Below are 24,870 nucleotides of genomic sequence, written 5' to 3'. Positions count from 1 at the left end.
ATCGCTGTGCTGATACGGCAAGTCGTTGATTTGTGGACGGCACGTTGGGCTTTCCGCCAGATACCAGGATTGGACCGCCAAAGAAGCACGGCGGGGTCCGCAATCGCCGACCGTGACGCTTCGTCGACTGGGGAATCGATGGCATGATTCACGACTACCCGTTCGGGGGATGGTGCAAGGATAAACGCATGCAGCAGTCTGGATTTGGCAACTGGTCGGTCAGTTTCGGGGGTGGGGACTTGTCGTTCGGGCAACCCCCTGTCCTGGCCGCAGCCGACGCCCTGCTGGCCGCGCATGGTCATGCGGTACCCGTGCATCCGCAGCAGTGGCTCTGGTTTGCGACCGATGCATCAGCGGGCGTTCCCGTCAGCCCGGACGAGGCGTTTGTGCTCGGCCAGTGCCCAACATTCGCCAGGCGCGACGAGCATCTCAATCGGCTGGCCCAGCAAATCCGGGCGTCGGTGCAACAACTGAGCCCCATTATGGATCGCCTGATCGAGCGCCAATTGCTGAAACCGCTGAAGCGCTACGTCCCGGGCCCGAGTCAGGCCTCCGAGTCTGCACCAGCACCCAGCCTCGTGATCCGAACCTGTAGGCGGCCCGCCACGTTGAAGGCGCTGCTGGAGAGCCTGTCGGCGGAAACCCTCGAACATCTCACTGGACCCATGTATGTGGTCGACGACAGCGGCGACCCTGCGTCCGAAGGCAGCACCCGGGCGTTGACCGCGACGTACGCATCGGATCGACGCCAGTCGATCCGCGTGTTGGGCGTTGCCGAGCGTGAAGCCTGGCGAGCCCGCGCGCTTGCAATGCTTCAGCTCTCGGAAGCCGAACGCGCCGTTCTGGACGAGCTGCTGTCGCCAGAACGGGCCCCAGCACCCGTGCCCGGAAGAGCGTTCAACTGGGCGATCCTGCTTGGCGCCGGCCAGACCTTGTCTGTTCTGGATGACGACTTCCAACTGCCGCTGAAACGCTTTGCAAGCGCCGGCCAAGAACTGGAGCTGCAGAACAGCCTAGCGTATCGCGCGGCATTTCCCGATCCGGGCGACGACGACACGTTGACGCCCGTCCAGGGCGATCCGTATGCCGAAGCCCGGGGCCTGATTGGCCAAAATCTGGGCCACCTGGTGGCCACCCGCGCCTTTGAAGCGGACGCGAATGCCGGCCAGAACCTTAGCGAATTCAGTTGGTTGCAGGCGGATCGGCGGGTGCGGGCAGTGATCCAAGGGACCTACGGAAGCTTCGGCGTCGCCAGCTCGCTGAATCTCTGCGGCCCCGGACAACGCACACTCGCCAGCCTGCTGCGCCCGCCTTTCCGGCTCGAACGGCTGCAGGCCGACCCCATTCATTACGGACTCGACCGCATTCGGCTGGCCCCTGCGGCGGTCAGCCTGCCTTGGTTGATCGACGCCCGACAATTGGTTCCACCAACCAACGCCTGCGGCGTCGCCGAAGACACGCTCTTTGCCAGCCTATTGACGCTGATTCATCCGGACACGTGTTTTGCCTATGTGCCGACCATGATCGGCCACTATCAGACGGACCATCGCGACCGCCTGCAGGCCTCGCAGCAACCCATCGGATTCGGGCCGAATCACTGGATCGCACAGCGTCTGCAGCAGGATGCCGGCAGCCACGGTGCCGATGCGGCGGACCGTCTACAGGCCTTGGCAACAACGCTCAAGGGCTGGGCCGCCGAACCGGACTCAGTGCTGGACCGTCTCGCTTGCCGGTGGTGGAACGAAGAGCGCGCAAATGCCGCAGCGCTGCTCGCTCAAACGCTACAACAGGTTCCGGACGCGCCCAGGCCGTTCGTCGAATTCGTTGAATCGATGCGCGTCGCGAATCTGCGGCAGGAGCGCGAACTCGGCGCGGCGAACCTTAAACACCTTCGGCGTGCGCTCGATCAGACTGCGCTGGCGTGTCGTGTCTGGCCGGCGTTGTTCGATCTATTTGCCGGTCACGACCCCTTGAATCGGCACTTGGCCTGACCCGGGCAGCGGCAAGCCCGGCACTCGCGCAGAGACGCCAAGCGACTGGTATTGAGTCGTTGGGATCAGCCCGGTGCGCCAGCCGCAACCACCGGGGTCGCCACGGCGGCAGCCGGATCGGCGGCCTCGGCATAGCGCTTTTGCAGAATGCCGACGCGTTCAACGTAGACCTTGGTCTCGGCATACGGCGGCACCGTGTTGTTGTACTTCGCGACCGCGCCCTCGCCAGCGTTGTACGCGGCGGCGACCAATGACGTATCGCCGCCGTAGCGCTTCAGCAAGGCGGCCAGATGCTGCACGCCGGCTTTGATGTTCTGATCCGGGTCAAATGCATCGGTGACGCCGTATTGGCCAGCCGTTCCGGGCATCAACTGCATCAATCCCTGCGCGCCTTTGCGGGACAGCGCATCGGGATTGAACGCCGACTCAGCGTGGATGATCGCTCGAACGAGCGCCTGATCCACGCCGTGCTCAATGGCCGCCGCCGCGATCGTCGCGGCGTAGTCGGTCAGATTCAGGCGCGTCGCGGTCCAGTTGATCGTTGAATCCAGTCGGCAGGCCGGGCAGCCGCCGACTTCAACGGCCACGTACGTTCGTCCCACCGGCGGCTTCGACGAAAACTCAATCGCGCCAGCGGGCGTTTTCGACTTGTAGAACACATCCCGCGGACCACTGATGCCACTCGTGTTCTGCCGGTTGCACGGTAGGTTCGTGAAAATCTTGACGCCATTCTTGCCCGTACAGGTGTGATAGCCCGACCCCGCCCACGCACTCGGGGCAAACAGGCCAGACAACAGCAACAAGCTCAGAAACAAGCAAAAACGCATTCGGGATATCCAGGTAGGTCAGGGCAAGCCCGGGCTCAGACCGGGCGCTTGGCCGGAAGTTTCCCAGATTTGGCCCCTAAATTGCCAGCCTTCGGGCTTGACAAGTGTCCCGGCACCAGGACTCAGCCGCTATACTCCGCGCCCCTTTGACCTCCCCCAGGCAGAACCGACCATGAGCGGCAAGCTTCTGATCAAGACCCATGGTTGCCAGATGAACGAGTACGACTCCGACAAGATGGTCGACGTGCTCAAGGCCGCCTATGGCCTGGAGTTGACCGATAACGAGGCCGAGGCCGACGTCATCCTGATCAACACCTGCTCCATCCGCGAGAAGGCGCAGGAGAAGGTGTTCAGCCAGCTCGGCCGCTGGAAGCAACTGAAGCAGGACAAGCCGCACCTGGTGATTGGCGTGGGTGGCTGCGTTGCGTCGCAGGAAGGTGAGGCGATCATCGAGCGCGCGCCGTTCGTTGACCTCGTGTTCGGCCCGCAAACCTTGCACCGCCTGCCGCAGCTGATTGAAGCGAAGCGCGAAACGAAAAAGCCGCAAGTCGACATCAGTTTTCCGGAAGTCGAGAAGTTCGATCACCTGCCGGCGCCCCGCGTTGAGGGCCCGAGTGCTTTCGTATCGATCATGGAAGGCTGCTCCAAATACTGCTCGTTCTGCGTGGTGCCGTACACGCGTGGCGAAGAAGTGTCCCGACGCTTCGATGATGTGATGCGCGAAGTGCAGCAACTCGCTGAGCAAGGCGTGCGCGAGATCTATCTACTGGGCCAGAACGTCAACGCGTACCTGGGCGAGATGGAAGACGGCGAGATGGCGGACCTCGCGCTGTTGATCGAAGCCATCGCCGCGATCCCGAGCATCGGCCGCATCCGCTTCACGACCTCGCATCCGCTGGAATTTGGCGAGCGCCTGATCGATGCGTATGCCCGCATTCCAAAGTTGGCGAACTTCCTGCATCTGCCGGTGCAGTCCGGTTCCGATCGCATCCTGACGGCGATGAAGCGCAACCACACGATCATGGAGTACAAGCAGAAGTTGCGAAAACTCCGGGCTGTGCGTCCCGACATTTCGATCTCGACCGACATCATCGTCGGCTTCCCAGGCGAGACCGATCGCGATTTCGACGCAACGATGAAGCTGGTCGAAGAGATCGGTTTCGATCAGAGCTTCACGTTCATCTATTCCCGCCGCCCGGGCACACCGGCAGCGAGCTTGCTGGATGACACGCCGGCCGAGGTCAAAAGTGCGCGTCTTGCGCGGCTGCAAGCGGCGATCACCGCGAACGCCGCGAAGATCTCGCAAAGCATGGTCGGCACCGTGCAGCGTGTCTTGGTCGAAGGCCCGAGCAAGAAAGACCCGACTTGGCTGACGGGCCGCACCGAAAACATGCGCTACGTCAACTTCCCCGCGAATGCGCGTTTGATTGGCCAGTTTGTCGATGTGGAAATCACCGAGGCGCTGACGAATTCGATGCGTGGCAGGATGGTGATTCGGGATGAGCGCGAGATTGCTTAAGCTATGAGCGCGTTCGCGATGCGCTTGTGGTACTTGGCCGTAACGCCTCCGTTCGGCAACAGCCGATGCATCTTGTTGCATCGACGTGCAGCAGCATTCGGCCACGCCAAATCTGACGCACAGCGCGCCTGACAACCGCGATCGGTGGAATCGGATTAGCCAGACACCCGGCGCCACACGCGCTTACCGGCCTCAAGCAAGGCGATGCAGCCGACGGAATAGGGAATCAACCAGGCGAACAGCATGTATTGGCGCTGCGGATGCTGATAGTGCGCAACACAATACTGTCCAATAGCAAACATGCCGAGCGTGAAGCCAATCGCTAACGCCCAGGGCACCCAAGCTGGAACGATTGGCGCGGCATCTGCCGATATTTGGGGTTTGGGCTGCAATCGCTGCTGCACCAGACATAAATTGACTAATGCCCAGACCATCGGCATTACTTTCGTATAAGCGTGTTCGCTGTCCCAGCCCATGGCGATCAACAGCGCAATGACGAGTCCGGCCAACAAGACCCGTATGACTTTCAGTGATTTGCGACTGCTAAACGATGACATCGTGTCGGATCCTCGCTTCTGCAACTTAAGAATGGGCGCGCACAACGAGAATAGGGTTGTGGGCTCAGTGGGTCCATTTTGGATTCTAAGGCTAGCGTTGAGTTTGAAAAAAAAAGTCTGCGGTGGTAACAGTCGAAGTTTGAACTCGTGACGCCACTGAACTTGCACGAACGCGCGCGATCCATCAACCCGAACGGGTATAGCGCGAGCGCGCGATAGCCTGAACAATACCACTTGCCATGATTGGAGCGAGCCTCCCGTGTGCGCGGATCATGAGCTTCTGAATTTGTTCAAAAGCTCCGTAATGCTCGCAGTTGCGGCTCGGTCGACGAACGGTACGTTGCACACACTAGGCATCAACGCCGCAGCGATGCGGCCACACGGCCAATACCGCACGCGCAATCAGACCACCGGCAGCGCCAAGAGCTACATTAGTCTCTCCCACTCGCGTGGGGGTGCCGGTCGCTCCGAAGGTGCGCTGATTCGCGCATCAAACTGTCAGTGACGATGGGCGATTGTCACGACGGTGCACTGCGGCAAGTAACCCTCTCCCCAGCCCTCTCCCACTCGCGTGGGAGAGGGAGTCGGCTCCCTCCCCCGCGACCGCGGGGGATGGCCCGCGGAGGGGGTTACTTGCGATAAGGGTGGTCATCAACCTTGAGCGACTCGGGCGCGGCGAGACTTCGGGTTATCGCGCAATTTATTCAGGGGCGGTGAATCGTAAAATCCGCCCCTGACTCTCCGTCAGCACATACAGCAACCCATCCGGCCCTTGGCGCACATCGCGCACACGGTCTCCCAAGCCTTGGAGCAGGCGTTCTTCGTGGACGACCAAGCCATCCTTCAGTTCCAGGCGGACGAGCATCGTGAACTTCAGCGAGCCGACAAATAGGTTGCCGCGCCACGGTCCGGCTTGTTCCGACGTCAAGAACGCCATGCCACTCGGCGCGATTGACGGCGTCCATTGATACAGCGGTTGTTCCATGCCCGCGCGGGCACTGCCCTCACCGATGGTGTCGCCAGAATAGTCGAGGCCATACGTAATCACTGGCCAGCCATAATTGGCGCCCGCGCGAAGCACGTTGATCTCATCACCGCCCATCGGGCCATGCTCATGAATCCAGATCGCGCCGGTTTCTGGATGGAGCACCGCGCCTTGCGGATTGCGATGACCATAAGTGAACACTTCTGGCAACGCGCGACCTTTGCCTTTTAACGGGTTGTCGGCGGGGATGCTGCCATCGGGTTTGATGCGTACAACCTTGCCGAGCGTCGTGCTGGTGTCCTGGGCGCGCTCCTTTAGTTCGTAGCGCTCACCCATCGTGATGTAGAGATTCCCGTCGCGATCAAAGACCATGCGCGACCCAAAGTGCAGGCCGTTATCGATGCTCGGTTGTTGCCGGAAGATCACCTTGGTGTCTTCAAGCTTTTGATCGCGCAGCACAGCACGCATGACGGTCGTACGCGCACCGTTCCGATCTTTGCCGGCGTAAGACAGGTAGATCGTCTGATTAGCCGCAAAACTGGGATCAAGAATCACGTCAAGCAAGCCGCCCTGCCCGTTCGCATGAACCTGCGGGACACCCTTGATCGGTTGACCAATCCGACCGTCGGCCTCGACGACTCGAAGCGTCCCGCCGCGCTCGGTGACCAGAAAGCGACCGTTGGGCAGGAACGCGAGGCTCCAGGGCGAACGTAAACCGGCGGTCACGACGCCAATCTGCACCGGGCCCTTTTCGGTCTGAATGGTTCCGGGAAGCTTGGGGGGCGTGAACGGGCCAGGCGGTGCGGCGTCGCAGGCGCAGGTTAGGAGCGCGAGGATGATTGCCAAAATGGGGCGCATAGTCGAGCTCCAGTCCAAGACGCGCTGATGCTAATGCAGACTGGGTCGTCTTGCGGTCAAGGGGGCGATCTCGGGCGGCGAGATCGAGCGCTCCCACGACTTTCTGATGCTGGTTTGGACTCAGAATGCCTGTAACGGAGTCGCAAGATCGCCCTGGATCCCGGAACCCGCTGCGCGGCTTCCAGGATGACGCCAGTATGGGTCCGATCACTGAGGCCCATTGAGTAGCAAAGGGAGGTCATTGAAAGTGAACTGTGGCCTGATTGCCCTGGATCCCGGAACCCGCTGCGCGGCTTCCAGGATGACGGCAATGGGGGTCCGATCACTCAGGCCCGTTGGGCAGCAAAGGTAGGTCGTTGAAAGTGAACGGTGGCCTGATGGGCTCACTGCGACATAACAAGAACTTGACGATCAAGACCGGAGCATGCGCGCTTTCGTCCAGCACGGATTGCCAGCGATGCGCTTTGTTTTGTCAGTTCTAATCGGCGCCCTCTGGGTCGCGCCCTTGTATGCTAATGAACCCACTCCGGCCGCCCCGCTGACCGAACGGCAAATGGACGAGATCACCGTCGTGGCTGGCTATCAACCAGGCCCGGGCTTGTGGCGGGTCAGCAAGGGCGAGCACGAAATGTGGGTGTTAGCCACGATCAGCCCACTGCCAAAGCGCATGCAATGGGCGGCCGATGAGGTCAAGACGGTGATCATGGAATCCGAGGAAGTCATCGCCCAGCCGAGCGTCAAGTTTGAGTTTGACCGCGGCGTATTCGGCATGATGATGCTCGTACCGTCCGCCATGGGTGCTCGCAAGAATCCGGACAAGGAAACGCTGCAGGACCAACTGCCGCCGGCACTCTATCAACGCTGGCTCGTGCAGAAGAAGAAGTTCATGGGCCGCGATCGCTCGGTCGAGAAGTATCGGCCAATTTTTGCCGCAAACGAATTGTTTGACGCCGTCATGGATGACCTCGATCTGAGTTACAAGGCAGTCGTCTGGCCCGTCGTCGAGAAATCCGCCAAGAAGCTGAAGCGCACGATCACCGAGCCTGTCGTCACCCTGAAGATTGACGATACCAAAGGAAAGCTCAAAGCCTTCAAGGAAACGGAACTCGACGACGTGGCGTGTCTGGAGTCCACCATCAGCCTGCTCGAGACCGAGCTGGATGTTCTGAAAGCCCGAGCCAACGCCTGGGCCACCGGTGACGTCGATACGCTGAAAACTATGACGTTGAACGAACGCGCCAGCTCGTGCACCAATGCATTTCTGAACAGCTCGCTGATGAAGAACAGCCCGCTCGCCAACGTTCAGCAGCAAGTCGCCGCGACCTGGCTCAAGTCCGCCACAACGGCGCTGGAAAAGAACCAGAGCACGCTTGCAATATTGAGTCTGAGCCAAGTCCTTGATTCCCGGAACTATCTGTCAGCGCTGAAAGCCCAAGGCTATGCGATTGAGGCGCCGGGCGAGTCACTGGCCGAGCCTGACTCCGAAACCGAGCGCGAGCCGGAAACGGCCGACGCGTCGGCTCCCTGATCGACGTTCCACCGCAAAAAGAAAAGCCCGGTCCGCAAAGGATCGGGCTCAACCTGTGTGCGCAGGTTCAAAGGTGTCAGGAACCAGCTCTGCCACCTGTCGGGGGAGCCGAAACATCACGATGCATTCGGCAGTTCCGACCTTACGCCTGCCAGTCGACCGAAACCCCTGCCAAGCGTCATGGTTGGTGTGCGCCAGTTGGCGGATGTGACCGACTTATGATTTCGAGGGGTTCTGCACGCCATGCGGCACATGACCAGTGGCCACATGTTGCGCGGCCGACAAGCAATTGCGCTGCTGGTCATCAAAGAAGATGTCGGCTCCGAAATCGCGCAGAAACGGACCCTTGTCGCGACCGCCCAAGAAGAACGCCTCGTCTAGCCGAATACCCCACTCGCGCAAGGTCAGAATCACCCGTTTGTGTGCGGGCGCGGAGCGCGCCGTGACCAAAGCCGTACGAATTGGCGATTGCTCGATCGGAAACGCGGCCTGCAGTCGGTGTAACTTGTCGAGCAACGAGCGAAACGGGCCGCCACTCAATGGCGTTGCGGCGAGTTCGCTCTCGCTGCGATGAAACGCCTCCAAACCTTCGTGCTTGCTGACGCGCTCGGCCTCGTCGGAAAAAATCACGGCGTCGCCATCAAACGCAATACGTAGTTGATCGTGCGTATTCAATGGCGCGCGACCCGGCAAGATCGTCGCGGCGGCGACGCCGGCTTGTAACGCATTGCCGACGTCCTCAGCGTTGGACGACAGAAACAGATCAGCGCCGAAGGACTGCACGTACGGCCAAGTCGGCGAACCATTGGTAAACGCGGCGCGGACAATGTCGAGACCGTAATGGGCAATCGAATTAAAGATTCGGATGCCCGTGTCGGAGCTATTTCGGGACAATAGAATCACTTCGACCTCCGGCGCACTGTGATCGACGCGGAGCTGATTCAAGTTAAGGAGCTTCCGGACCAGCGGAAACGCCATTCCGGGCAGCAAGAGGTCATCTTCTCGCGCGAGTTGATAGCGCTGATAGGCATTCAGGCCCTCGCGCTCGAACAGCTCGTGGCTCTCGTTCAGATCGAAGAGCGTCCGCGAGGAAATCGCTACCACCAGCCGGTTATTGGAGTTGTTGGAGTCGTTGGACATTATTCGAAACCGTCCCGGTACATGCTACCGGCAACCAGCTGAAAGGCGGCGAACGCATCGACGCGGCCATAGCCACCCACATTGTTGGGCACATCTGTGGTCGCTAAGCCGCCGCAATTCTGCGAGATGCCAAGAATGGGGGCCGCTGTCCCGATGATGGCCTGCTTGACAGCCTCTGGGTTACCCCGCAACGAGGGATTGGCAGACATCAGCAGTGCGGCGACCCCGGCAATGTGCGGCCCGGCCATACTGGTGCCGTTTTTGAGGCCGTAACCGTTGCCCGGCACACTGGAGCAAATGGATGATCCGGGCGCGGAGATCTCAGGTTTCATGCGATTGCTGCTATCCACTGTGACCGGCCCGCGGCTGGAACTGGCCTCCATGCTATCGCCAATGTTCGAATTGCCAACGGTAAACGTTGCGCTAAAAATGGCCAGCGGCGTGTCGATGGTGCTGCATGCCGAACCACTGTTTCCAGCCGATCCGACTACCAGAATGCCGGCTGCCTGCAAGGTGTTGATGACGGTTTCCATCTGTACGAAATTGGCGGTATTGCAGCCCTCATCGGTTGGACAACCCCAGGAGTTGTTGATGACATTCGGTGCCAGCGCGGTGTTGCCAGCGCTGCCGTCCAGGCGCGTTGGCTCCAGGAAGAACTGGAAGCAGCTGTTGTAACTCGACATCGTGCCGTTCCCGGAGTTCATATTGCGGCAGGCGATCCATTTGGCGCCTGGTGCCACGCCGATGGCGTTACCGCCGCCCGCGTCGCCAACCATGGTCCCCATGGTGTGTGTTCCGTGGCTGTTGTCATCGCAAGGCTGCGGTGACGCCACGCCACAGGTCGTGTTGCTGCCGCTTCGGATCGCATCCCACCAGTTGTAGTGGTGATCGGCCGTCGCGCCATTCCAACCGCGATACTTGCCAATGAGCGCGGGATGGTTCCATTGGTAGCCCGTGTCGGCGCCCGCGACGACCACGCCCTGGCCGGTAAAGCCCTGCGCCCAGACGGCTGGCGCTTGCACGCGGTCGACGCCCCAGGTGGGTGCGCCAGCGTTGCTGCACACACTGTCTTTGGCCAGGGTCGGATTGCGCTCACTGATGTCTGCCTCAACCGTCAAGTGTCGGTCTCGATGCACGTGCTTCACTGATGACTGGCTCGCCAACCATTCCAATTCTGCGCTCGGCAATTCCACCGCGATGGCCTGCCCCACCCAGTAGGACGTCGGCTTCAGACCGCGCGCCTCTAAGCCCTTGAGCACCGGCGCCTGCGCTGCCGCCGAGGCGGCCTTCAGTGCCGCGACAAACGCTTGTCGCTGTGCCAGTTCGACCGGTGGCCGCGGCACTGGGACGTTTGGCGTGTGGATGCTGATCAGCACCGGAACCACGGCTTGGCGATCCGACTTTGCCAACTGCCTGAGATCGGCGTCGACCTTGTCCGCCCATTCGCTCGTAGGCGCCGCCCGCACCAGACTGAGTGGCGCGATGGCGAACAAAATCAGCCAAGTCAGGGCGGCAACCCGGCGGAGCGCGCGAGACGACTCAACGAGATTCATGTGATTCAGCTCCATTCAGGGCGATTGAGCGGCGACCAACGCAGTACGTGCCGCGGCTCACATCGCCCCATCAAATTGCAAATTGCTCGTTCAGAATCCGATCCTCCAGTTTGTGCTCAGGATCGAACAGCAGGTTGGCTGTGTGGCGGGTGGATTCCTGGATCGTGACCTCCACCACATCGCGCACTTCATTGGCATCCGCTGTCGCACTGACCGGGCGCTTGTAGTGGTCGAGCACTTCCAGCTTGACCTCAATGTCACTCGGCAGGATCGCACCACGCCACCGTCTGGGGCGGAAGGGCGAGATCGGCGTCATCGCAAGCACCCGGGAATCGAGCGGCAGAATCGGCCCGTTGGCGGACAGGTTGTAAGCGGTACTGCCAGCGGGCGTCGCCACGAGGACCCCATCGCAGACCAACTCGGCGAGCTTCTCGGTGCCATTCAAGAAGACTCTGATATGTGCCGCCTGCTTGGTCTGTCGAAGCAGGGAGACCTCGTTGTACGCCAATGCGTGGACCGTTGCTCCTGATTCCGAAACAGCCGTCATTTCCAGCGGCCGAAACAGGGTCGGCTTGGCCCGCTCGATGCGATCGAGCAACCCTTCTGACCGGTGCTGGTTCATCAGAAACCCGAGACTACCGAGCTTCATGCCGTAAAAGGCCTTGTTCAATTCGCGGTAGCGATGCAGCGACTGCAGCATGAAGCCGTCGCCCCCCAGCGGCACGATCAAGTCGGCATCTGCCGGCCGGTGTTCGCCAAACTCGGCACGCAAGGCGGCCAGCGCCTTCTGAGCTTCTTCGGTCTTGCTGGCTACAAAAGCGAGTTTCATGGTGGGGCACCAGTTAGCCGAGAGAGCAGTCTGCGCCAGACGCATTCGGGCGGGTCGGTAAAAGCCCGTCTTGGACTTTCAGACCCAGAGCGACTCTGAACTCGTTCAGAGTCTCCCGAAGTGACGCCGGACAAGGATGCCGGAAAGCGTCGCGGGTGTCAGCATCATACGATTGTTTGCGCTCTTCACATGGTCACGGAACGGGCCTTGCTTCACTTTGATGACACGTCGACCTACCGAGCCTGTCCCCTTGCGCAACCGAACCAGACCCACCCCGGTGTTTTCTGCAATCATCGCGCGCCCTCATGAACCTTGGCGGACGGAACAAACCGATGGCAGATGACCTGATTGATCTGGCCCAACAAGTCCTGCACCAGGCCTACGCGCCGTATTCCGGGTTTCATGTTGGTGCGGCGCTTCGGGCCGCGAGCGGCCGGGTGTATATCGGCTGCAATGTCGAGAACGCCAGTTACGGGCTCGCCATTTGCGCGGAGCGAAGCGCGCTGGCAGCGGCGGTATCAGCCGAGGGTCGGCAACTACAAATCGTGGAAGTCGCGGTCCGCGCCAACAAAGTTGGTCATGGCCCCTGCGGGGCGTCGCCCTGCGGCGCGTGCCGACAGGCCCTGATCGAGCTCGGGCCTGATGCGGTCGTGCATTATCTGAATCCGGAACTGAAGCCAGTGGCCCGGTCGCTGAGCGAATTGCTGGTCGATTCATTCCGACTTTGATTGCCCAGGATTCTCAAAGCCTAGGGAGGGTCTGAATAAGTCCATCCTGGACTTTCAGACCCGCACTGAGTCCGGCACATGTCCGGACTCAGTCCGCCAGAATCACGCCGTTGCCAGCAACGGCTCGACGCTCACAGGACTTGCTTCAAGTCCTTTTCGATCTTCTCTGGCGTGTCGGTCGGCGCATAGCGCTTCAAGACTTTGCCGCTCCGATCAACCAGAAACTTCGTGAAGTTCCATTTGATCGACTCGGTGCCCAGCACGCCTTTGGCTTCTTTCTTCAGGTGCTGGTAGAGGGGGTGCGCCTGATCGCCATTCACCTCGACCTTCGAAAACATCGGGAAACTCACGTCGTAGGTCAGTGAGCAGAAGTTCTTGATCTCGTCGGCGTCTCCGGGCTCTTGATGGCCAAATTGGTCGCACGGAAACCCGAGTACAACGAGGCCCTCTTCCTTGTGCCGGCGATACATGTCCTCAAGTCCTTTGTACTGCGGCGTGAAACCGCATTTGGAAGCGACATTGACCACGAGCATGGCCTTGCCTTTGAACTCGGACAATTGGTGTTCCTGACCATCGATGTCGGTGGCCGTGATGTCGTAAAGCTTGCTGCTCATGGGCGGGCTCCTTGGTTAGTCAAAGTGTGCACGGGGACGGCCACTGGCGCCAGAGGGAGTCCAGCTGCCCCGATGGTGCGCATATTCGCGCATCAAACAATCAGCGACGATGCGCGATTCCTACGACAGCTCACTGTGGCAAGTAGCCTGCTCCCCAGCCCGCTTCCACTCGGGTGGGAGTCCAGCCGTCCCTTTGGTGCGCTTATTCGTGCATCAAACTGTCAGCGACGATGCGCGATTTTCACGACGGCACTGTGTGGCAAGTAGCCCTCTCCCCGGCCCTATCCCACTCGCGTGGGAGAGGGAGCGCTTCCTCCCCCGCGAGCGCGGGGGAGTGCTGGGAAGGCGATTACTTGCGGTCAGAATCGTCACCGCTCGCAATTAATTGGTTGGCAAAACCAATGGGTTACGGCGTGTTTGATGAGAGGTGGGGGCGCGCCAGCCTGAGACAAGGTCTGCCTGTCGACGCTCAGCGGGCGAAGCCACTCTACGACTCCGGGGCGTCGCAGAGGGTTGTGCGACAGGTTGCCCAAGTTGGCCAGGCCGGGTCGGGAACCGGGTGGCCTATTTGGCCAGGTTGCCTATTTGGCCAAGCGATCCGGTCGGCCAAGCTTGGTCAGGTTGGCCAGGCTTGGTGGGGTTGGCCAGGCTTGGTGGGGTTGGCCAGGCTTGGTGGGGTCGGCCAAGCTTGGTGGGGTCGGCCAAGCTTGGTGGGGTCGGCCAGGCTTGGTGGGGTCGGCCAGGCTTCATTGAGTTGGCCAGGCTCAATTGGGTCGCGTCTGATCGCTGGCCTGAACGGTCAGCAGAAAACCAGATCATGCGTCATCCGCCAAATTGACTTTCGCCCGGATTCAGCGTAATTTCTGCAAACACAGAAATTACGGAAATAGCCATGAAACTGTCGCCAATGCAGGAGCGCTTCATTCTTCACTGGGGCGAAATGGGCAGCCGCTGGGGCGTCAACCGGACTGTCGCACAGATTCATGCCCTGCTGTTTCTGAGCGACCGCCCCCTGACTGCCGACGAGATCTGCGACACCTTGAACCTGGCCCGATCAAACGTCAGTACCAGCGTGAAGGAGCTCGGATCTTGGGGCTTGGTCAAGCTCGTCCATGTCCTGGGCGACCGCCGCGACCACTTCGAGACCCCGAAGGACGTTTGGGAGATCTTCCGGATCATTACCCAGGAGCGGCGCAAGCGGGAAATCGACCCCACGCTGTCGATGCTACGGAGCGCGGTGCTCGACTCGCCCATGGGGACGGCCGACCAGCGCGCACAGGTACGCATGAAGGAAGTGTTGGAGTTTCTGGAAACCGGCAACGCTTGGTTAGACGAGATGCACAAGCTCCCACCCGCGACGGTGCTCAAGATGTTGAAGATGGGCGCCAAGATCCAGAGTTTGTTGAAGCCGGCGAGCAAGTCGGCCAACGAATCCACGAAAGAAGATTCGGAAATCACCGAAGAATCCGAAAAACAGAAAACCCTGGCACAGATCGACTTGTTCGGACGCTGACATCTGGAACACCCTCTCATGTCGTAGTTGAAGCGTTTTCGTTAGTTTCGTTATTTCCCGAAATGCCTGTCTTAATATCGAATTCAGAACAGAGCCTCAAGCCAGACCTGAGCTCACGATTCAATCTTCTTAGTTTTCATGTTTTTTCCAGGACTTCCTGATCCATTTTCGAGATAGCCCGTGACCGAACCGAGGTTCCGATGCTCAAGACACTGAATAACAAGAACTTATGGTTTGTTTTGAGAGACGTAATCGATAAGTTCCGTCTTTTTGGAACATTCCAAATTCGCAGTAACCGAAAAATTTCGAGCAGCGCTCGAACACAAATCGGCCAAGCGGCACCGGATCCGACCCGCACCGCAGGAATTGGACACCCAGGAATTGGACACCCAGGAATTGGACACCCAGGAATTGGACACCCAGGAATTGGACACCCAGGAATTGGACACCCAGGAATTGGACACCCAGGAATTGGACACCCAGGAATTGGACACCCAGGAATTGGACACCCAGGAATCGGACACCCAGGAATTGGACTGACGAAGCACGCCCGGCTGCTTGCGGCCGGAATGGGCCCAGCGTTCGGCAATATGCCCGCCGATATCCAGTCACGTTTTGCGCATACGGCCAGAGAGGAACCCCTGCGCTTCGTCGGCGTGATGAATCGCATCCGATTGCGCCCGCTCGGATGGGTCCTGGCGCAGCTCACCCGGGTGTCAGGCCTGATTCCAACCCGGACCGGACAGAATGTCGCATTCGAGTTCAATGTCCGCCCGCTCGGTATGAGCTGGCTCAAACATCGTTGCTACCATTTCGATTCGGGCCCGTTCGATTTCAGCTCGGTCATGACCCTCGATGCCGACGGCTGCTTTGTCGAGCGCTTTCGTGGTGGGCTCGGGATGTGCCTAAAATTGACTGCCGAGGGCCAGAACCTGGTCTTCCGCGACTGCGGCTATTTCCTGCATTGGCGCGGCTGGCGTCTGGACCTTCCGGCATTGCTGCACCCTGGTCGGTTTCATCTGATCCACGAAAATGTCGATGCCCGCCGATTCAATGTGCATCTGAGCCTGCGCCACCGATGGTTCGGCACGTTGATTGAGCAGTTCGGCACGTTCCACAACGAGCCGTTGGCGGGCCGTTGATCCGGATTGGTCGTCGATCTGGCCCGTTGCAAAGATTTTCGGTACGGCCGGCCAGTATTTGGCAGGCTCAGGGCATGGATCCCAATGCGATGGACTGGAACCGATTGGAGGCACTTCGGCCGCTGCAGCGACCGGGGAAACCCGACGTGATTCAGCAAATGGTTCAGGCTTACCTGAAGAATTCGGACGCCCTGATGCGGGCGTTGAATGCCGCACTGGTCAGTCAGGACCATGAAGTGATGACCCGCTCAGCGCACAGTCTGAAATCGGCAGCGGCAACGATTGGGGCCAACGGCTTGTCGCAACTCGCGGCGGACATGGAGGCCAAATTCCGCAACGGGCAATTCGATCTGGCAGCGAATCTCATTCTTCGCTGCGAAGCCAGCCATGAGGCGGCGTGCCGAGCGTTGATCGATCGCTATCCCAGTTCCGGCAGTCCCTAATTTCGGTCAGGCGTCGGGGCCCGGCGCCGCCTTCGCGAGCCTGGGATCGTTTGCCGCGACGGCGTCCAAATGGGAACGGGCTTGCTCGGGTGGCCCGAACATCTGACCCATTGCTGCGCGCCAGCCAGCGGCTCGGCCGGCATCGCGCAACAGCTCACGCCATTCATGAAACGTCAGCGTGATCGGATTATGGCTGTGAATCTGGCCAACGATCCCGTATTCGCATGGGTCGGCGTCGTCTTCTTCGACATACGTGCCAAAGAGCTTGTCCCAGATGATCAGCACGCCGGCGTAGTTCTTGTCGATGTAGCGGGCGTTACGGGCATGATGCACGCGGTGGTGCGAGGGCGTGTTGAACACCGATTCCAGCCACCCTAATTTTCCGACTGCCTGGGTATGGACGAAAAACTGGAACCCCAGATTGATCGCGACCACAGCCACGATGTGCGTTGGTTCAAAACCCAGCCAGGCCAACGGTAACCAGAACAGCCACATGCCGGAGATCGGGTACGTCAGGCTTTGCCGGAATGCGGTAGACAGGTTCAGACGCTCGGAACTGTGGTGCGTCACATGTGACGCCCACATCCACCGAATGCGGTGATGGGCGCGGTGAAACCAGTAGTAAAAGAAGTCCTGCCCAATGACAAGAAGTGCGATCCCCCACCATGTACTCGGGACGGTAAGCAGGCGGTGTAGATACACCCAATAAAAAAGCCCAATGGTCACTGCCCAAGCGAGCAGGTCGGCCACTTGGTGCATCAACGCCAGCGCCACGTTGCTCAAGGTATCAACGAGGCTGTACTGACCTTGTTTGCGACGATGCCAATACCAAGCCTCCAAGCCAATGAGGGCCAGGAACACCGGGGCCATGCCGAGCAGTATCCATTGTTCCATCAGCGCTCCGACGGCAGTTGGCTTTGGTGCGCCAGAGCGTACAGGCAGCGCTGCATGGCAGTCAGCATGAACAATCGAAGCAGCGGAAACGCCAGCGGCCAGATGATGGGGCTCGTCAACTCGAAGCGGTAGTGCCAATGAACGAAGGTCCCTTGCTCAGACGCATCAAATTGCCAGTCCGCATGTCCGGCCGAAACCAGCCAGGACAAGGGCGCCTTGATGCCACGAAGCGTGTAAGCGTGTCGGTTTGGCGGGTCGTACGCCCTGACGGTTTCAAGCATCATTGCGCCATCGGCGCTATGGACGCGGCGGGTCACCCCAACGCCGAGTGGCTGATCGAGCTCAATCTGGGTCAGCGCCGGAATCGGGCCGAATCCTCTGAACAATGCTGGGAACCCAATCGGGTCGACCGAGCAACGAAACACCTGGTGAATGGTTCCCGGGCATCGCTGGCGAGCGTGAAGGTTGATGTCCATGCGGCGAACTCGGTGGTCTCAATCGGAACTGGTCGGCTGATTTCAGCAGCGCCTCGGACAATTGACCAGCCACCGACACGGCAGAACACCCCAGATACGTCGCCGCCAGCTGTCGGAAGGCCCTCTGACCCGGGTCAGTCAGGCCGCGGTCCGTTCGCCCTTTGTGGGAGGGCCTTCAGGGCCGAACCAATCTTGCGGCAGCCCAGTTCCCTTTTTGTAGGAGGGCCTTCAGGCCCGAACCAAACTTGCGGCATCACCGTTCGCGGCTGAAGCCGCTCCCACAAAAACCCCCCGCCCGAACCAATTTTGCTGCGGTCCGTTCGCCCTTTGTGGGAGGGCCTTTAGGCCCGAACCAATCTTGTGGCAGCCCAATTCCCTTTTTGTAGGAGGGCCTTCAGGCCCGAACCAAACTTGTGGCATCAACGTTCGCGGCTGAAGCCGCTCCCACAAAAACCACCGCTCTAAACCAATCTTGCGGCAAGATCACCTACTGCTTGTGGGAGGGCCTTCAGGCCCGAACCAATCTTGCGGCAGTCCAATTCCCCTTTTTGTTGGAGGGCCTTCAGGCCCGAGACAATCTTGCGGCAGCCCAGTTCCCTTTTTGTAGGAGGGCCTTCAGGCCCGAACAATCTTGCGGCAGCCCAGTTCCCTTTTTGTAGGAGGGCCTTCAGGCCCGAACCAAACTTGCGGCATCACCGTTCGCGGCTGAAGCCGCTCCCACAAAAACCACCCGCCCGAACCAATTTTGCCGCGGTCCGTTCGCCCTTTGTGGGAGGGCCTTTAGGCCCGAACCGACCTCGCCGCAAGACTTGTTCGCGGCTGAAGCCGCTCCCACAAAAGCTGCCTTTTGTAGGAGGGCCTTCAGGCCCGAACCAATCTTGCGGAATCACCGTTCGCGGCTGAAGCCGCTCCCACAAAAACCATCGCACCCGGAATAGCACCGGGTGCGAACGCGTGCAATCCTTTCAGTCGAGCAGATCTGCTGGCACATTGCCGCCATTGTCAGCAAGCCGCTTCAACACGGTCTTGTGCAGCCACATGTTCATTTTGGCGGAGTCGCCCATCAGATCGTCCGGGCAGTGCAGTTCCTTGGCGAGTTCCTTGCGAGCCCCAAGACTGCTATCCAGTTCCAGAAGCTTCAGCAGATCGACGATCGACGTCCGCCAGTTCAGCTTCTGCGGATTCTTCTTCGCCCGGGCTTCCAATTCGGCAACCACATCAACCACCGCCACCGGCGTTGGCGCCACGACGGTCGCGGCAACGGGTGCAGGCGGGGGGGCAGCTGCAGGCGCGGGGGTAGCAGCCTTCGGTGTCTCCACAAAAATCGGCTCCAGCGCTTCTGGCGCGGGCGCCGGCGCGGGTTTGGGTTCTGCAGCTTTGGCACTGCCAAAGCCGAGTGTATTCATGATCGAGTCGAACAACCCCATAGTGAACCTCCAATTGAACAGCTTGCCTCGTCACGCAGAACCACGCGACGCGCCGCGACATGCGACGCGGTAGTTATAGCAAACGCCGACGACTGGGGTCTGACAACACCCTGAAACGGGTCCCGCGAATGGTTCGGCGTCAACATTCTTTGGAGCGGTGACGGATTGTCAGCGCCGATTGCCGCGCAGAGCCATTGCCTACCTCTGCTCTCGCAACGTGATTGCGAGGGTAACCTCCGCATTGCCACCCGAGCCGCTACCAAATGCGCCAGCGCGGGTGCTGTGAGTTGGATTGTTCGTCTGCGAGTTACGCCGCCGACGCGCGTGAATGAGCTGCGCCTCAGGCCCGGATCCGCCGAATCACATCCCGGTACGCCGCTGCAACAGCCTCTTGCTCGGCATGTTGACCGTTTTCGATCACCAGGCGCCCATCGACGGTCACGTTCTGAATCAGATTGCGATTGCCCGCAAAGACATACGCATCCAACTGTTCGGCGGCCGAGGCACCCACCAACTCAACGGCATTCGCATCGACGGTCACAGTGTCGTTCATCGATGACAAACCGGCAGCTTGCATGCCGCCGCGATACGCGCGCTCAAACAGATTCCGACCCACCTGCGGATTGCTCGCGTCCGCGGCCACATTGCGCCGACGCCGCTGCAGACGCTGGCCATACTCCAACCAACGAAGCTCCTCAACGACCGATGTCGACACGTGGCTGTCGGTACCAATCGAGAAGGCGCCGCCTTGTCCCAGAAATTCGGCCAGCGGGAATAGACCATCGCCCAGATTCGCCTCCGTGCTGGGGCAAATGGCGACATTGGCCCCAGTGGCGGCCAACCGCGTGATCTCGGCGGCACTAAGATGCGTGGCGTGCACCAACGTCCAACGCGCATCGACCGGCGCGTGATCCAACAGCCAGGCCACGGGTCGAGCGCCGCGCCGCTCCAGACATTCGTCAACCTCAGCCACCTGCTCAGCGATGTGAATGTGAATCGGGCCGGTCTTCGCGAGGTCAGTCTCCAACAATGTCTGCATTGCATCGGCCGGCACCGCGCGCAGCGAATGCAAAGCCATGCCCACCTGCAATCCTGGCACCTGCCGAAGCGAGTCGACCAAGCGCAGATACGCGTCCAGACTGTGGCCAAAGCGCTGCTGCCGCGGGGCTAGCGGCCCGCCATCAAAGCCGCGTGTCATATAAAGCGTCGGCAACAGGACCAGACGTATTCCGCTGCGCGCTGCCGCCCGAATCAGCGCCCGCGACATCTCGGCTGGATCGGCATACGGCGTGCCGTCCGGCTGATGATGTAGATAGTGAAACTCGCAGACGCTCGTGTAGCCGGCTTTCAACAATTCGATATAGAGCTGCGTGGCGATGGCCTCCAACTCATCCGGACCGATCTTTCCGGCAAACTGATACATCAACTCGCGCCACGTCCAGAAACTGTCCTCAGGATTCACCAAGGCCTCGGTCAGACCAGCCATCGCCCGCTGAAATGCGTGGGAGTGCGCATTGACCAGCGCCGGGACAAATTGCAGTGCAGACATGGGGTTCCAATCACCTGGAGTACAACGAGAGCTTAGCAGCCGGCCGCCAGCGACTCACTACGCCCCCCAAATGCTGGGCCGCAAGCAAGAACTGGCGGAACCCCGCCCTGCCCTGCTCCAATAAGCACTTTGCCGGACTGCTTTGCATGAAGACTCGCAATGATCGCTGGGACCTGCTGATTCAGAACGCCCGCGTGGCCACGATGGACCCAAGCGTGGACGCGCCGTATGGCCTCATCGAAGCAGGCCTTGTCGGGATCAGCGGCCGGCAGATTGTGTTCGTCGGCAACGAAAACGATCTGCCTGTCGCAATGGCAGAGTGTGCAACGGCGCAACTCGACCTGGGCGGGCAGTTCCTGTTTCCAGGTTTCATCGATTGCCACACGCACCTCGTGTTTGCCGGTCATCGGGCGCATGAGTTCGAGCTCCGACTGCAGGGCGCGAGTTACGAGCAGATCGCCCGTGCCGGTGGTGGCATCGTCTCGACGGTACAAAACACTCGTGCGGTGTCCGAAGCGGCATTGCTAGCGGCCTCACTGCCACGCGCCGAGGCGTTGGCGGCCGAAGGCGTCAGCACCTTGGAGATCAAGTCCGGCTATGGCCTTGACCTGGACAGTGAGCGCAAAATGCTACGTGTAGCGCGACAAATCGGCGAGGCGCTATCGCTCACGGTTCGCACGACTTATCTTGGCCTGCATGCGCTGCCACCGGAATATCGCGAACGGCGCGCTGAATACGTCGATCTTGCCGTTGATCATTGGCTCCCCACGTTGCATGGCGAAGGGCTCGTCGATGCCGTCGATGCGTTTATGGAGCACATTGCCTTCACTCGCGACGAAACGGCGCGATTGTTCGAACAGGCCGAGCGGCTTGGTTTGCCAGTCAAGCTGCATGCCGATCAATTGAGTGACGGCGGTGGTGCGGCACTGGTCGCCACCCATCGTGGCCTGTCGGCTGACCACATCGAATACACGAGCCCCGAAGCAGTTGCGGCCATGGCAGCGGCCGGCACCGTCGCCGTGTTACTGCCCGGCTCGTTCTATTGCCTGCGCGAAACCAGATTGCCGCCGATCGATCAATTCCGCACAATGCGCGTACCGATGGCGGTGTCGACCGACCTGAACCCAGGCACCTCGCCGCTGCGCTCGTCGCTGCATGCCGCCAACCAAGCCTGCACCCTGTTTCGGCTGACGCCAGAAGAAGCGCTGCAGGGCATCACCCGCCACGCTGCCACAGCGCTTGGCCTGGCCCACGCAAAAGGCCAGATTCAAGTTGGTATGGACGCCGATCTGGTGGCCTACGACATCAGCCACCCTGCGGAACTGTGCTATTGGCTCGGCGCGCATCAACCCACCCGACGCTGGACGTTGGGCCAACCACGATGACCGACGTTGCACTCACCGAACTGATACACCGCTGGACCCACGGAGACGCTGGCGCGCTCGATGCCCTGCTGCCATTTGTGTACGCCGACTTGCGCCGCCTCGCGGATCAACAACTCCGCAGCAACCATGGCCACGACACGCTGCAACCAACCGCTTTGATTCATGACGTGTTTCTGCGTTTTCTGGGCAACAGCCCCCCACAGTTTGTGGATCGCAAGCACTTCTTTACGACGGCGGCCAAGACCATGCGGCAGATCTTGATTGACCGTCTGCGCGCACAGCAACGCGACAAGCGCGGTGGCGATTGGCAGCGCGTGCCGTTTCTCGAAGCGCTTGCCCTGCCGATCGATCAGGATGTCGACTTGTTCGCGCTCGATCAGGCACTGTCCGAGTTGCAAAAGCTCGATGCGCGCGTCGCCGAAGTGATTGAGCTTCGCTATTTTGGGGGGCTGGAAGTGGCCGAAGTCGCCGCATTGCTTGGCGTGGACGAACGGACGGTTTATCGCGACTTCGCGATGGCGCGAGCCTGGTTGCGGCAGGCACTCGCGTGATGTCGCCTGTCAGTTCTGTGACCTAGACCGCGTATGGATCAGGCATGAGCGCTCCTTTCGCCTTCGCCACGCTTCGTGCGCATTTCCATGAACTCGTCGAGTTACCGGAATCGGCGCGCGCGATCCGACTTCAGGAAATCGAACGCCAAGCCCCGGCGCTCGCCGATGAATTGAACGCCCTACTGGCGAGCACCGACTTTCGAGACCTGGAAGCCCCCGCATCCTTGCAGCTCGAACGCCTGGGCCCTTTTCGAGTCGGCACGAAGCTCGGTGCCGGCGGCATGGGTGACGTGTTTGTCGGGGAGCGCGTCGACGGCGGATTCACCCAACGCGTCGCGCTTAAGATCCTGAAATCAGCGAAACCCGGCCAGATGCTGGTGCAGCGGTTTCTGCGCGAACGGCAGATCCTGGCCCGATTGCAACATCCGCGCATCGCACGCCTGCTCGATGGCGGCATGACCGACAGTGGGCAACCATGGCTCGCGATGGAGCTGGTCGAGGGTGAAGATTTGCTGCACTGGGCAGAACGCCGGCACCCGACGCTCGATCAGCGAGTTTCGATGTTGATTCAGGTTGCCGAAACCGTCGCGTTTGCGCATGCGCAGCTGGTCATTCATCGCGATCTCAAACCCGCGAATATTCTGATCGGCGCTGACGGCTCGGCGAAGCTCCTGGACTTTGGCGTCGCCAAGCTCTTGGATGATCCGGTTGAGGACGGTCTCAGCCAGTTTGGTCTGCCCATGACGCCGCGCTACGCAGCGCCGGAGCAGATCTTGGGTGAAGCCGTTGGAACGGGCGTTGACGTGCATGCACTCGGGGTGTTGGGTTTTGAGCTCTGCGCGGGACACATGCCCTACCAGCCGCCCAGTACGGATGAGCAGTCCTGGGCGGCACGCGTGCTGGCACCGGATCGACTGGACTTGCGCCGCGTGCTGACCGAGCGTTCGGGACTCGATGAGCGTGATCGCAAACGCGCGCAGCGCGTGCTGCCCGACATCTTAAGCAAGGCGATGGCGCTCGACCCGAATCGTCGACACGCAAGTGCTGCCGCATTTGCCGATGATCTCCGCGACTGGCTGGAACGCCGTGCGCCCCGAAGCGGCGCCGGCTCACCAAAGGAGCGCGTGCAACTGTTGCTGCAGCGATTTCGTTGGCCGATCTTGCTGGGCGTGGTCACACTGACGTTGATCCTGGCGGCCTTGAGCGTGGCACTTTGGCAGGCCCGCGAGGCACGGCGGCAGGCCGAACGCGCCGATCGACAGACCAACGCGCTGCTTGAGGTCTTGGCGGCGGCGAGCCCACAACACTATGCGGGACGCGATCCGCCCGCTTCCGAATTCCTGGTCGATGCCGCAAACCGGATTCATGCCGACCCTGAGCAGGATGCCACAGGCGCGATGCGCGCCCTGCTGGAAATCGGCAATGGCCTGCTGAACCTTGGTCGGCAAGAACCGGCATTTACCGTTCTGGAACAAGCGTGGCAACGTGCTGGCGACGAGCCTCTGATCAGTGGCAATCAACGCATCGATCTTCTGAAGCTGCAGGCTTTGGCGATAGACCCGAAGTCGGAATCAGCCCTCGAACGGGCCGACCGCATTCGCCAGCGCCTGCAACAGTGGTCACCGCGCTGCCGCGAACCGGGCCTCGTATTGGCTGCCGAAACCGCACTGGGTGGTGTTTACGCGCATCTGAATGATCGCGAGCGCGCGCTCGAGCTGTTTGCGCGCGCTGCACCGGACCAACTCCCCCCGAGTCTGCCCGCACACAACGCAGAATCGAGCCTTCGTGAGCGCGGCCGCGGCCTGCTCCGACTCGGCGAAGCTCGGTTGGCGCGAGAGAGTTTTGCGGCGGCGACGAACGTGATCAGCAAGTCGCCAGATTCCTTCTCGGGGTTGCGCACCGCCGAAGCGTATTGGTGGCTCGCCGAAGTCGACATGGATTTGGGCAACTTCGATGACGCCAAGCGCGCGCTGGCAATGAGCACTGACCGCGTACTGGCGGAGTATGCCGCGGGTCACATGGAGCGCTTCCGGCTCCACGTGCATCAAATGTTGCTCGACTTCCTGAGCCAACCCCAATCAGTGGAGCCCGCAGCTTGGCCAGCGTTGGTTGCCGAAGCCCGCGGCCTCGACCATTCGACGGAATGGTCGAGTCAGATGCGTTTCGATTGGCAACGACTGGAGTGGCTGCATGCAAAAGCCAGGCAAGAATGCGGAAGCAAGTCGCTGCCGTTACCGGTCGCTCAGTCCGAGCGGCAACGGAGCCAACTAACGCAACTGGAAGACTGGCTGTTGCAGCGATGCAGATCCGAGACCATCTCGGCTGAACACCAAGACCGGCCCTGAATCGGTCATCGGTAAC

General features: G+C 60.5%; 21 protein-coding genes and 1 pseudogene. 11 read left to right on the top strand and 11 right to left on the bottom strand.

Annotated features, from left to right (window positions below; translation table 11 throughout):
* Positions 1-188: 188 nt before the first annotated feature.
* Positions 189-1,991, top strand: a complete 1,803-nt coding sequence (locus C7S18_RS05265; protein ID WP_106890575.1) for a hypothetical protein — start codon at positions 189-191, stop codon at positions 1,989-1,991.
* A 65-nt stretch (positions 1,992-2,056) separates the two neighbouring features.
* Here C7S18_RS05265 and C7S18_RS25190 read toward each other — a convergent pair.
* A pseudogene (locus tag C7S18_RS25190) lies at positions 2,057-2,557 on the bottom strand (lytic transglycosylase domain-containing protein); the annotation flags it as partial.
* A 328-nt stretch (positions 2,558-2,885) separates the two neighbouring features.
* On the opposite strand from C7S18_RS25190, the gene miaB reads away from it, so the two are divergent.
* On the top strand, positions 2,886-4,337 hold the full coding sequence (miaB, locus tag C7S18_RS05255; RefSeq protein WP_425481114.1) for a tRNA (N6-isopentenyl adenosine(37)-C2)-methylthiotransferase MiaB: 1,452 nt from the start codon (positions 2,886-2,888) through the stop codon (positions 4,335-4,337).
* Positions 4,338-4,492: 155 nt separating this feature from the next.
* Here the strand turns inward: miaB and C7S18_RS05250 are convergent, their stop codons facing one another.
* Together C7S18_RS05250 and C7S18_RS05240 are read right to left on the bottom strand one after the other, a co-directional pair.
* Entirely contained in the window at positions 4,493-4,894 is a 402-nt protein-coding gene (locus tag C7S18_RS05250; protein WP_106890572.1) for a hypothetical protein, read from the bottom strand.
* A gap of 700 nt (positions 4,895-5,594) precedes the next feature.
* Positions 5,595-6,737: a PQQ-dependent sugar dehydrogenase gene (locus tag C7S18_RS05240; RefSeq protein ID WP_106890570.1), complete on the bottom strand. Its 1,143-nt coding sequence runs from the start codon at positions 6,735-6,737 to the stop codon at positions 5,595-5,597.
* Between the two features lie 424 nt (positions 6,738-7,161).
* Here C7S18_RS05240 and C7S18_RS05235 point away from each other — a divergent pair, with 424 nt between their 5' ends.
* Entirely contained in the window at positions 7,162-8,265 is a 1,104-nt protein-coding gene (locus C7S18_RS05235) for a TraB/GumN family protein (RefSeq protein ID WP_106890569.1), read from the top strand.
* A gap of 216 nt (positions 8,266-8,481) precedes the next feature.
* On the opposite strand, the gene C7S18_RS05230 is transcribed toward C7S18_RS05235, so the two are convergent.
* From C7S18_RS05230 to C7S18_RS05220, 3 genes are all read right to left on the bottom strand, one after another.
* Positions 8,482-9,405, bottom strand: a complete 924-nt coding sequence (locus C7S18_RS05230; protein ID WP_106890568.1) for a 5'-nucleotidase — start codon at positions 9,403-9,405, stop codon at positions 8,482-8,484.
* On the bottom strand, positions 9,405-10,958 hold the full coding sequence (locus C7S18_RS05225; protein ID WP_170113126.1) for a S8 family serine peptidase: 1,554 nt from the start codon (positions 10,956-10,958) through the stop codon (positions 9,405-9,407). The genes C7S18_RS05230 and C7S18_RS05225 overlap by 1 nt, the downstream gene beginning before the upstream one ends.
* A 70-nt stretch (positions 10,959-11,028) precedes the next feature.
* Positions 11,029-11,787 carry an NAD kinase gene (locus C7S18_RS05220; protein ID WP_206207977.1) on the bottom strand — a complete coding sequence of 253 codons (759 nt, stop codon included), beginning with the start codon at positions 11,785-11,787 and terminating at the stop codon, positions 11,029-11,031.
* 332 nt (positions 11,788-12,119) lie between these two features.
* Here C7S18_RS05220 and cdd point away from each other — a divergent pair, with 332 nt between their 5' ends.
* The gene (cdd, locus tag C7S18_RS05215) at positions 12,120-12,515 is read left to right on the top strand and encodes a cytidine deaminase (protein WP_170113125.1); all 396 of its coding nucleotides are present in this window, start codon (positions 12,120-12,122) and stop codon (positions 12,513-12,515) included.
* A gap of 131 nt (positions 12,516-12,646) precedes the next feature.
* Here cdd and C7S18_RS05210 read toward each other — a convergent pair whose 3' ends face one another.
* Positions 12,647-13,129, bottom strand: a complete 483-nt coding sequence (locus C7S18_RS05210) for a glutathione peroxidase (protein ID WP_106890564.1) — start codon at positions 13,127-13,129, stop codon at positions 12,647-12,649.
* Positions 13,130-14,021: 892 nt separating this feature from the next.
* Here C7S18_RS05210 and C7S18_RS05200 point away from each other — a divergent pair.
* From C7S18_RS05200 to C7S18_RS05185, 4 genes are all read left to right on the top strand, one after another.
* Complete coding sequence (locus C7S18_RS05200) at positions 14,022-14,642, top strand: GbsR/MarR family transcriptional regulator (protein WP_106890562.1); 621 nt, start codon at positions 14,022-14,024, stop codon at positions 14,640-14,642.
* Between the two features lie 270 nt (positions 14,643-14,912).
* Positions 14,913-15,182, top strand: coding sequence for a hypothetical protein (locus tag C7S18_RS24415; protein WP_170113124.1), 270 nt, complete (start codon positions 14,913-14,915; stop codon positions 15,180-15,182).
* 29 nt (positions 15,183-15,211) lie between these two features.
* The gene (locus C7S18_RS05190) at positions 15,212-15,784 is read left to right on the top strand and encodes a DUF4166 domain-containing protein (RefSeq protein WP_106890560.1); all 573 of its coding nucleotides are present in this window, start codon (positions 15,212-15,214) and stop codon (positions 15,782-15,784) included.
* A gap of 74 nt (positions 15,785-15,858) precedes the next feature.
* Positions 15,859-16,227: an Hpt domain-containing protein gene (locus C7S18_RS05185; RefSeq protein WP_106890559.1), complete on the top strand. Its 369-nt coding sequence runs from the start codon at positions 15,859-15,861 to the stop codon at positions 16,225-16,227.
* Between the two features lie 6 nt (positions 16,228-16,233).
* Here C7S18_RS05185 and C7S18_RS05180 read toward each other — a convergent pair whose 3' ends face one another.
* The 4 genes from C7S18_RS05180 to C7S18_RS05165 form a co-directional block, all read right to left on the bottom strand.
* Positions 16,234-17,121: a sterol desaturase family protein gene (locus C7S18_RS05180; RefSeq protein ID WP_106890558.1), complete on the bottom strand. Its 888-nt coding sequence runs from the start codon at positions 17,119-17,121 to the stop codon at positions 16,234-16,236.
* Positions 17,121-17,597, bottom strand: coding sequence for an SRPBCC family protein (locus tag C7S18_RS05175; protein WP_106890557.1), 477 nt, complete (start codon positions 17,595-17,597; stop codon positions 17,121-17,123). Before C7S18_RS05175 ends, C7S18_RS05180 begins: the two co-directional genes overlap by 1 nt.
* Positions 17,598-18,562: 965 nt before the next feature.
* Positions 18,563-19,024, bottom strand: coding sequence for a DUF3597 domain-containing protein (locus C7S18_RS05170; RefSeq protein WP_106890556.1), 462 nt, complete (start codon positions 19,022-19,024; stop codon positions 18,563-18,565).
* Positions 19,025-19,364: 340 nt separating this feature from the next.
* The gene (locus C7S18_RS05165) at positions 19,365-20,573 is read right to left on the bottom strand and encodes a formimidoylglutamate deiminase (RefSeq protein ID WP_106890555.1); all 1,209 of its coding nucleotides are present in this window, start codon (positions 20,571-20,573) and stop codon (positions 19,365-19,367) included.
* A 146-nt stretch (positions 20,574-20,719) separates the two neighbouring features.
* On the opposite strand from C7S18_RS05165, the gene hutI reads away from it, so the two are divergent.
* The 3 genes from hutI to C7S18_RS05150 are packed head-to-tail and all read left to right on the top strand — an operon-like array spanning position 20,720 to position 24,854.
* Positions 20,720-21,958 (top strand): imidazolonepropionase, encoded by a 1,239-nt coding sequence (gene hutI / locus C7S18_RS05160; RefSeq protein WP_106890554.1) that lies wholly within the window; start codon positions 20,720-20,722, stop codon positions 21,956-21,958.
* Positions 21,955-22,509, top strand: coding sequence for an ECF-type sigma factor (locus C7S18_RS05155; RefSeq protein ID WP_106890553.1), 555 nt, complete (start codon positions 21,955-21,957; stop codon positions 22,507-22,509). Before hutI ends, C7S18_RS05155 begins: the two co-directional genes overlap by 4 nt.
* Before the next feature lie 44 nt (positions 22,510-22,553).
* On the top strand, positions 22,554-24,854 hold the full coding sequence (locus tag C7S18_RS05150) for a serine/threonine protein kinase (protein WP_106890552.1): 2,301 nt from the start codon (positions 22,554-22,556) through the stop codon (positions 24,852-24,854).
* Positions 24,855-24,870: the final 16 nt, after the last annotated feature.

It is taken from the genome of Ahniella affigens (genome assembly GCF_003015185.1).
Taxonomy (GTDB): domain Bacteria; phylum Pseudomonadota; class Gammaproteobacteria; order Xanthomonadales; family Ahniellaceae; genus Ahniella; species Ahniella affigens.
The sequence above is the reverse complement of the archived record's forward strand: the minus strand, read 5'-3'. Positions and strand labels throughout refer to the sequence as shown.

Coding starts and splice junctions, on each gene's coding strand:
- C7S18_RS05175 (WP_106890557.1), bottom strand. CDS start 17,597: ATGGACATCAACCTTCACGCTCGCCAGCGATGCCCGGGAACCATTCAC.
- C7S18_RS05180 (WP_106890558.1), bottom strand. CDS start 17,121: ATGGAACAATGGATACTGCTCGGCATGGCCCCGGTGTTCCTGGCCCTC.
- cdd (WP_170113125.1), top strand. CDS start 12,120: ATGGCAGATGACCTGATTGATCTGGCCCAACAAGTCCTGCACCAGGCC.
- C7S18_RS05240 (WP_106890570.1), bottom strand. CDS start 6,737: ATGCGCCCCATTTTGGCAATCATCCTCGCGCTCCTAACCTGCGCCTGC.
- C7S18_RS05155 (WP_106890553.1), top strand. CDS start 21,955: ATGACCGACGTTGCACTCACCGAACTGATACACCGCTGGACCCACGGA.
- hutI (WP_106890554.1), top strand. CDS start 20,720: ATGAAGACTCGCAATGATCGCTGGGACCTGCTGATTCAGAACGCCCGC.
- C7S18_RS05190 (WP_106890560.1), top strand. CDS start 15,212: ATGGGCCCAGCGTTCGGCAATATGCCCGCCGATATCCAGTCACGTTTT.
- C7S18_RS05200 (WP_106890562.1), top strand. CDS start 14,022: ATGAAACTGTCGCCAATGCAGGAGCGCTTCATTCTTCACTGGGGCGAA.
- C7S18_RS05185 (WP_106890559.1), top strand. CDS start 15,859: ATGGATCCCAATGCGATGGACTGGAACCGATTGGAGGCACTTCGGCCG.
- C7S18_RS05150 (WP_106890552.1), top strand. CDS start 22,554: ATGAGCGCTCCTTTCGCCTTCGCCACGCTTCGTGCGCATTTCCATGAA.
- C7S18_RS05220 (WP_206207977.1), bottom strand. CDS start 11,787: ATGAAACTCGCTTTTGTAGCCAGCAAGACCGAAGAAGCTCAGAAGGCG.
- C7S18_RS05210 (WP_106890564.1), bottom strand. CDS start 13,129: ATGAGCAGCAAGCTTTACGACATCACGGCCACCGACATCGATGGTCAG.
- C7S18_RS05230 (WP_106890568.1), bottom strand. CDS start 9,405: ATGTCCAACGACTCCAACAACTCCAATAACCGGCTGGTGGTAGCGATT.
- C7S18_RS05225 (WP_170113126.1), bottom strand. CDS start 10,958: ATGAATCTCGTTGAGTCGTCTCGCGCGCTCCGCCGGGTTGCCGCCCTG.
- C7S18_RS05170 (WP_106890556.1), bottom strand. CDS start 19,024: ATGGGGTTGTTCGACTCGATCATGAATACACTCGGCTTTGGCAGTGCC.
- C7S18_RS05265 (WP_106890575.1), top strand. CDS start 189: ATGCAGCAGTCTGGATTTGGCAACTGGTCGGTCAGTTTCGGGGGTGGG.
- C7S18_RS05165 (WP_106890555.1), bottom strand. CDS start 20,573: ATGTCTGCACTGCAATTTGTCCCGGCGCTGGTCAATGCGCACTCCCAC.
- C7S18_RS05235 (WP_106890569.1), top strand. CDS start 7,162: ATGCGCGCTTTCGTCCAGCACGGATTGCCAGCGATGCGCTTTGTTTTG.
- C7S18_RS05250 (WP_106890572.1), bottom strand. CDS start 4,894: ATGTCATCGTTTAGCAGTCGCAAATCACTGAAAGTCATACGGGTCTTG.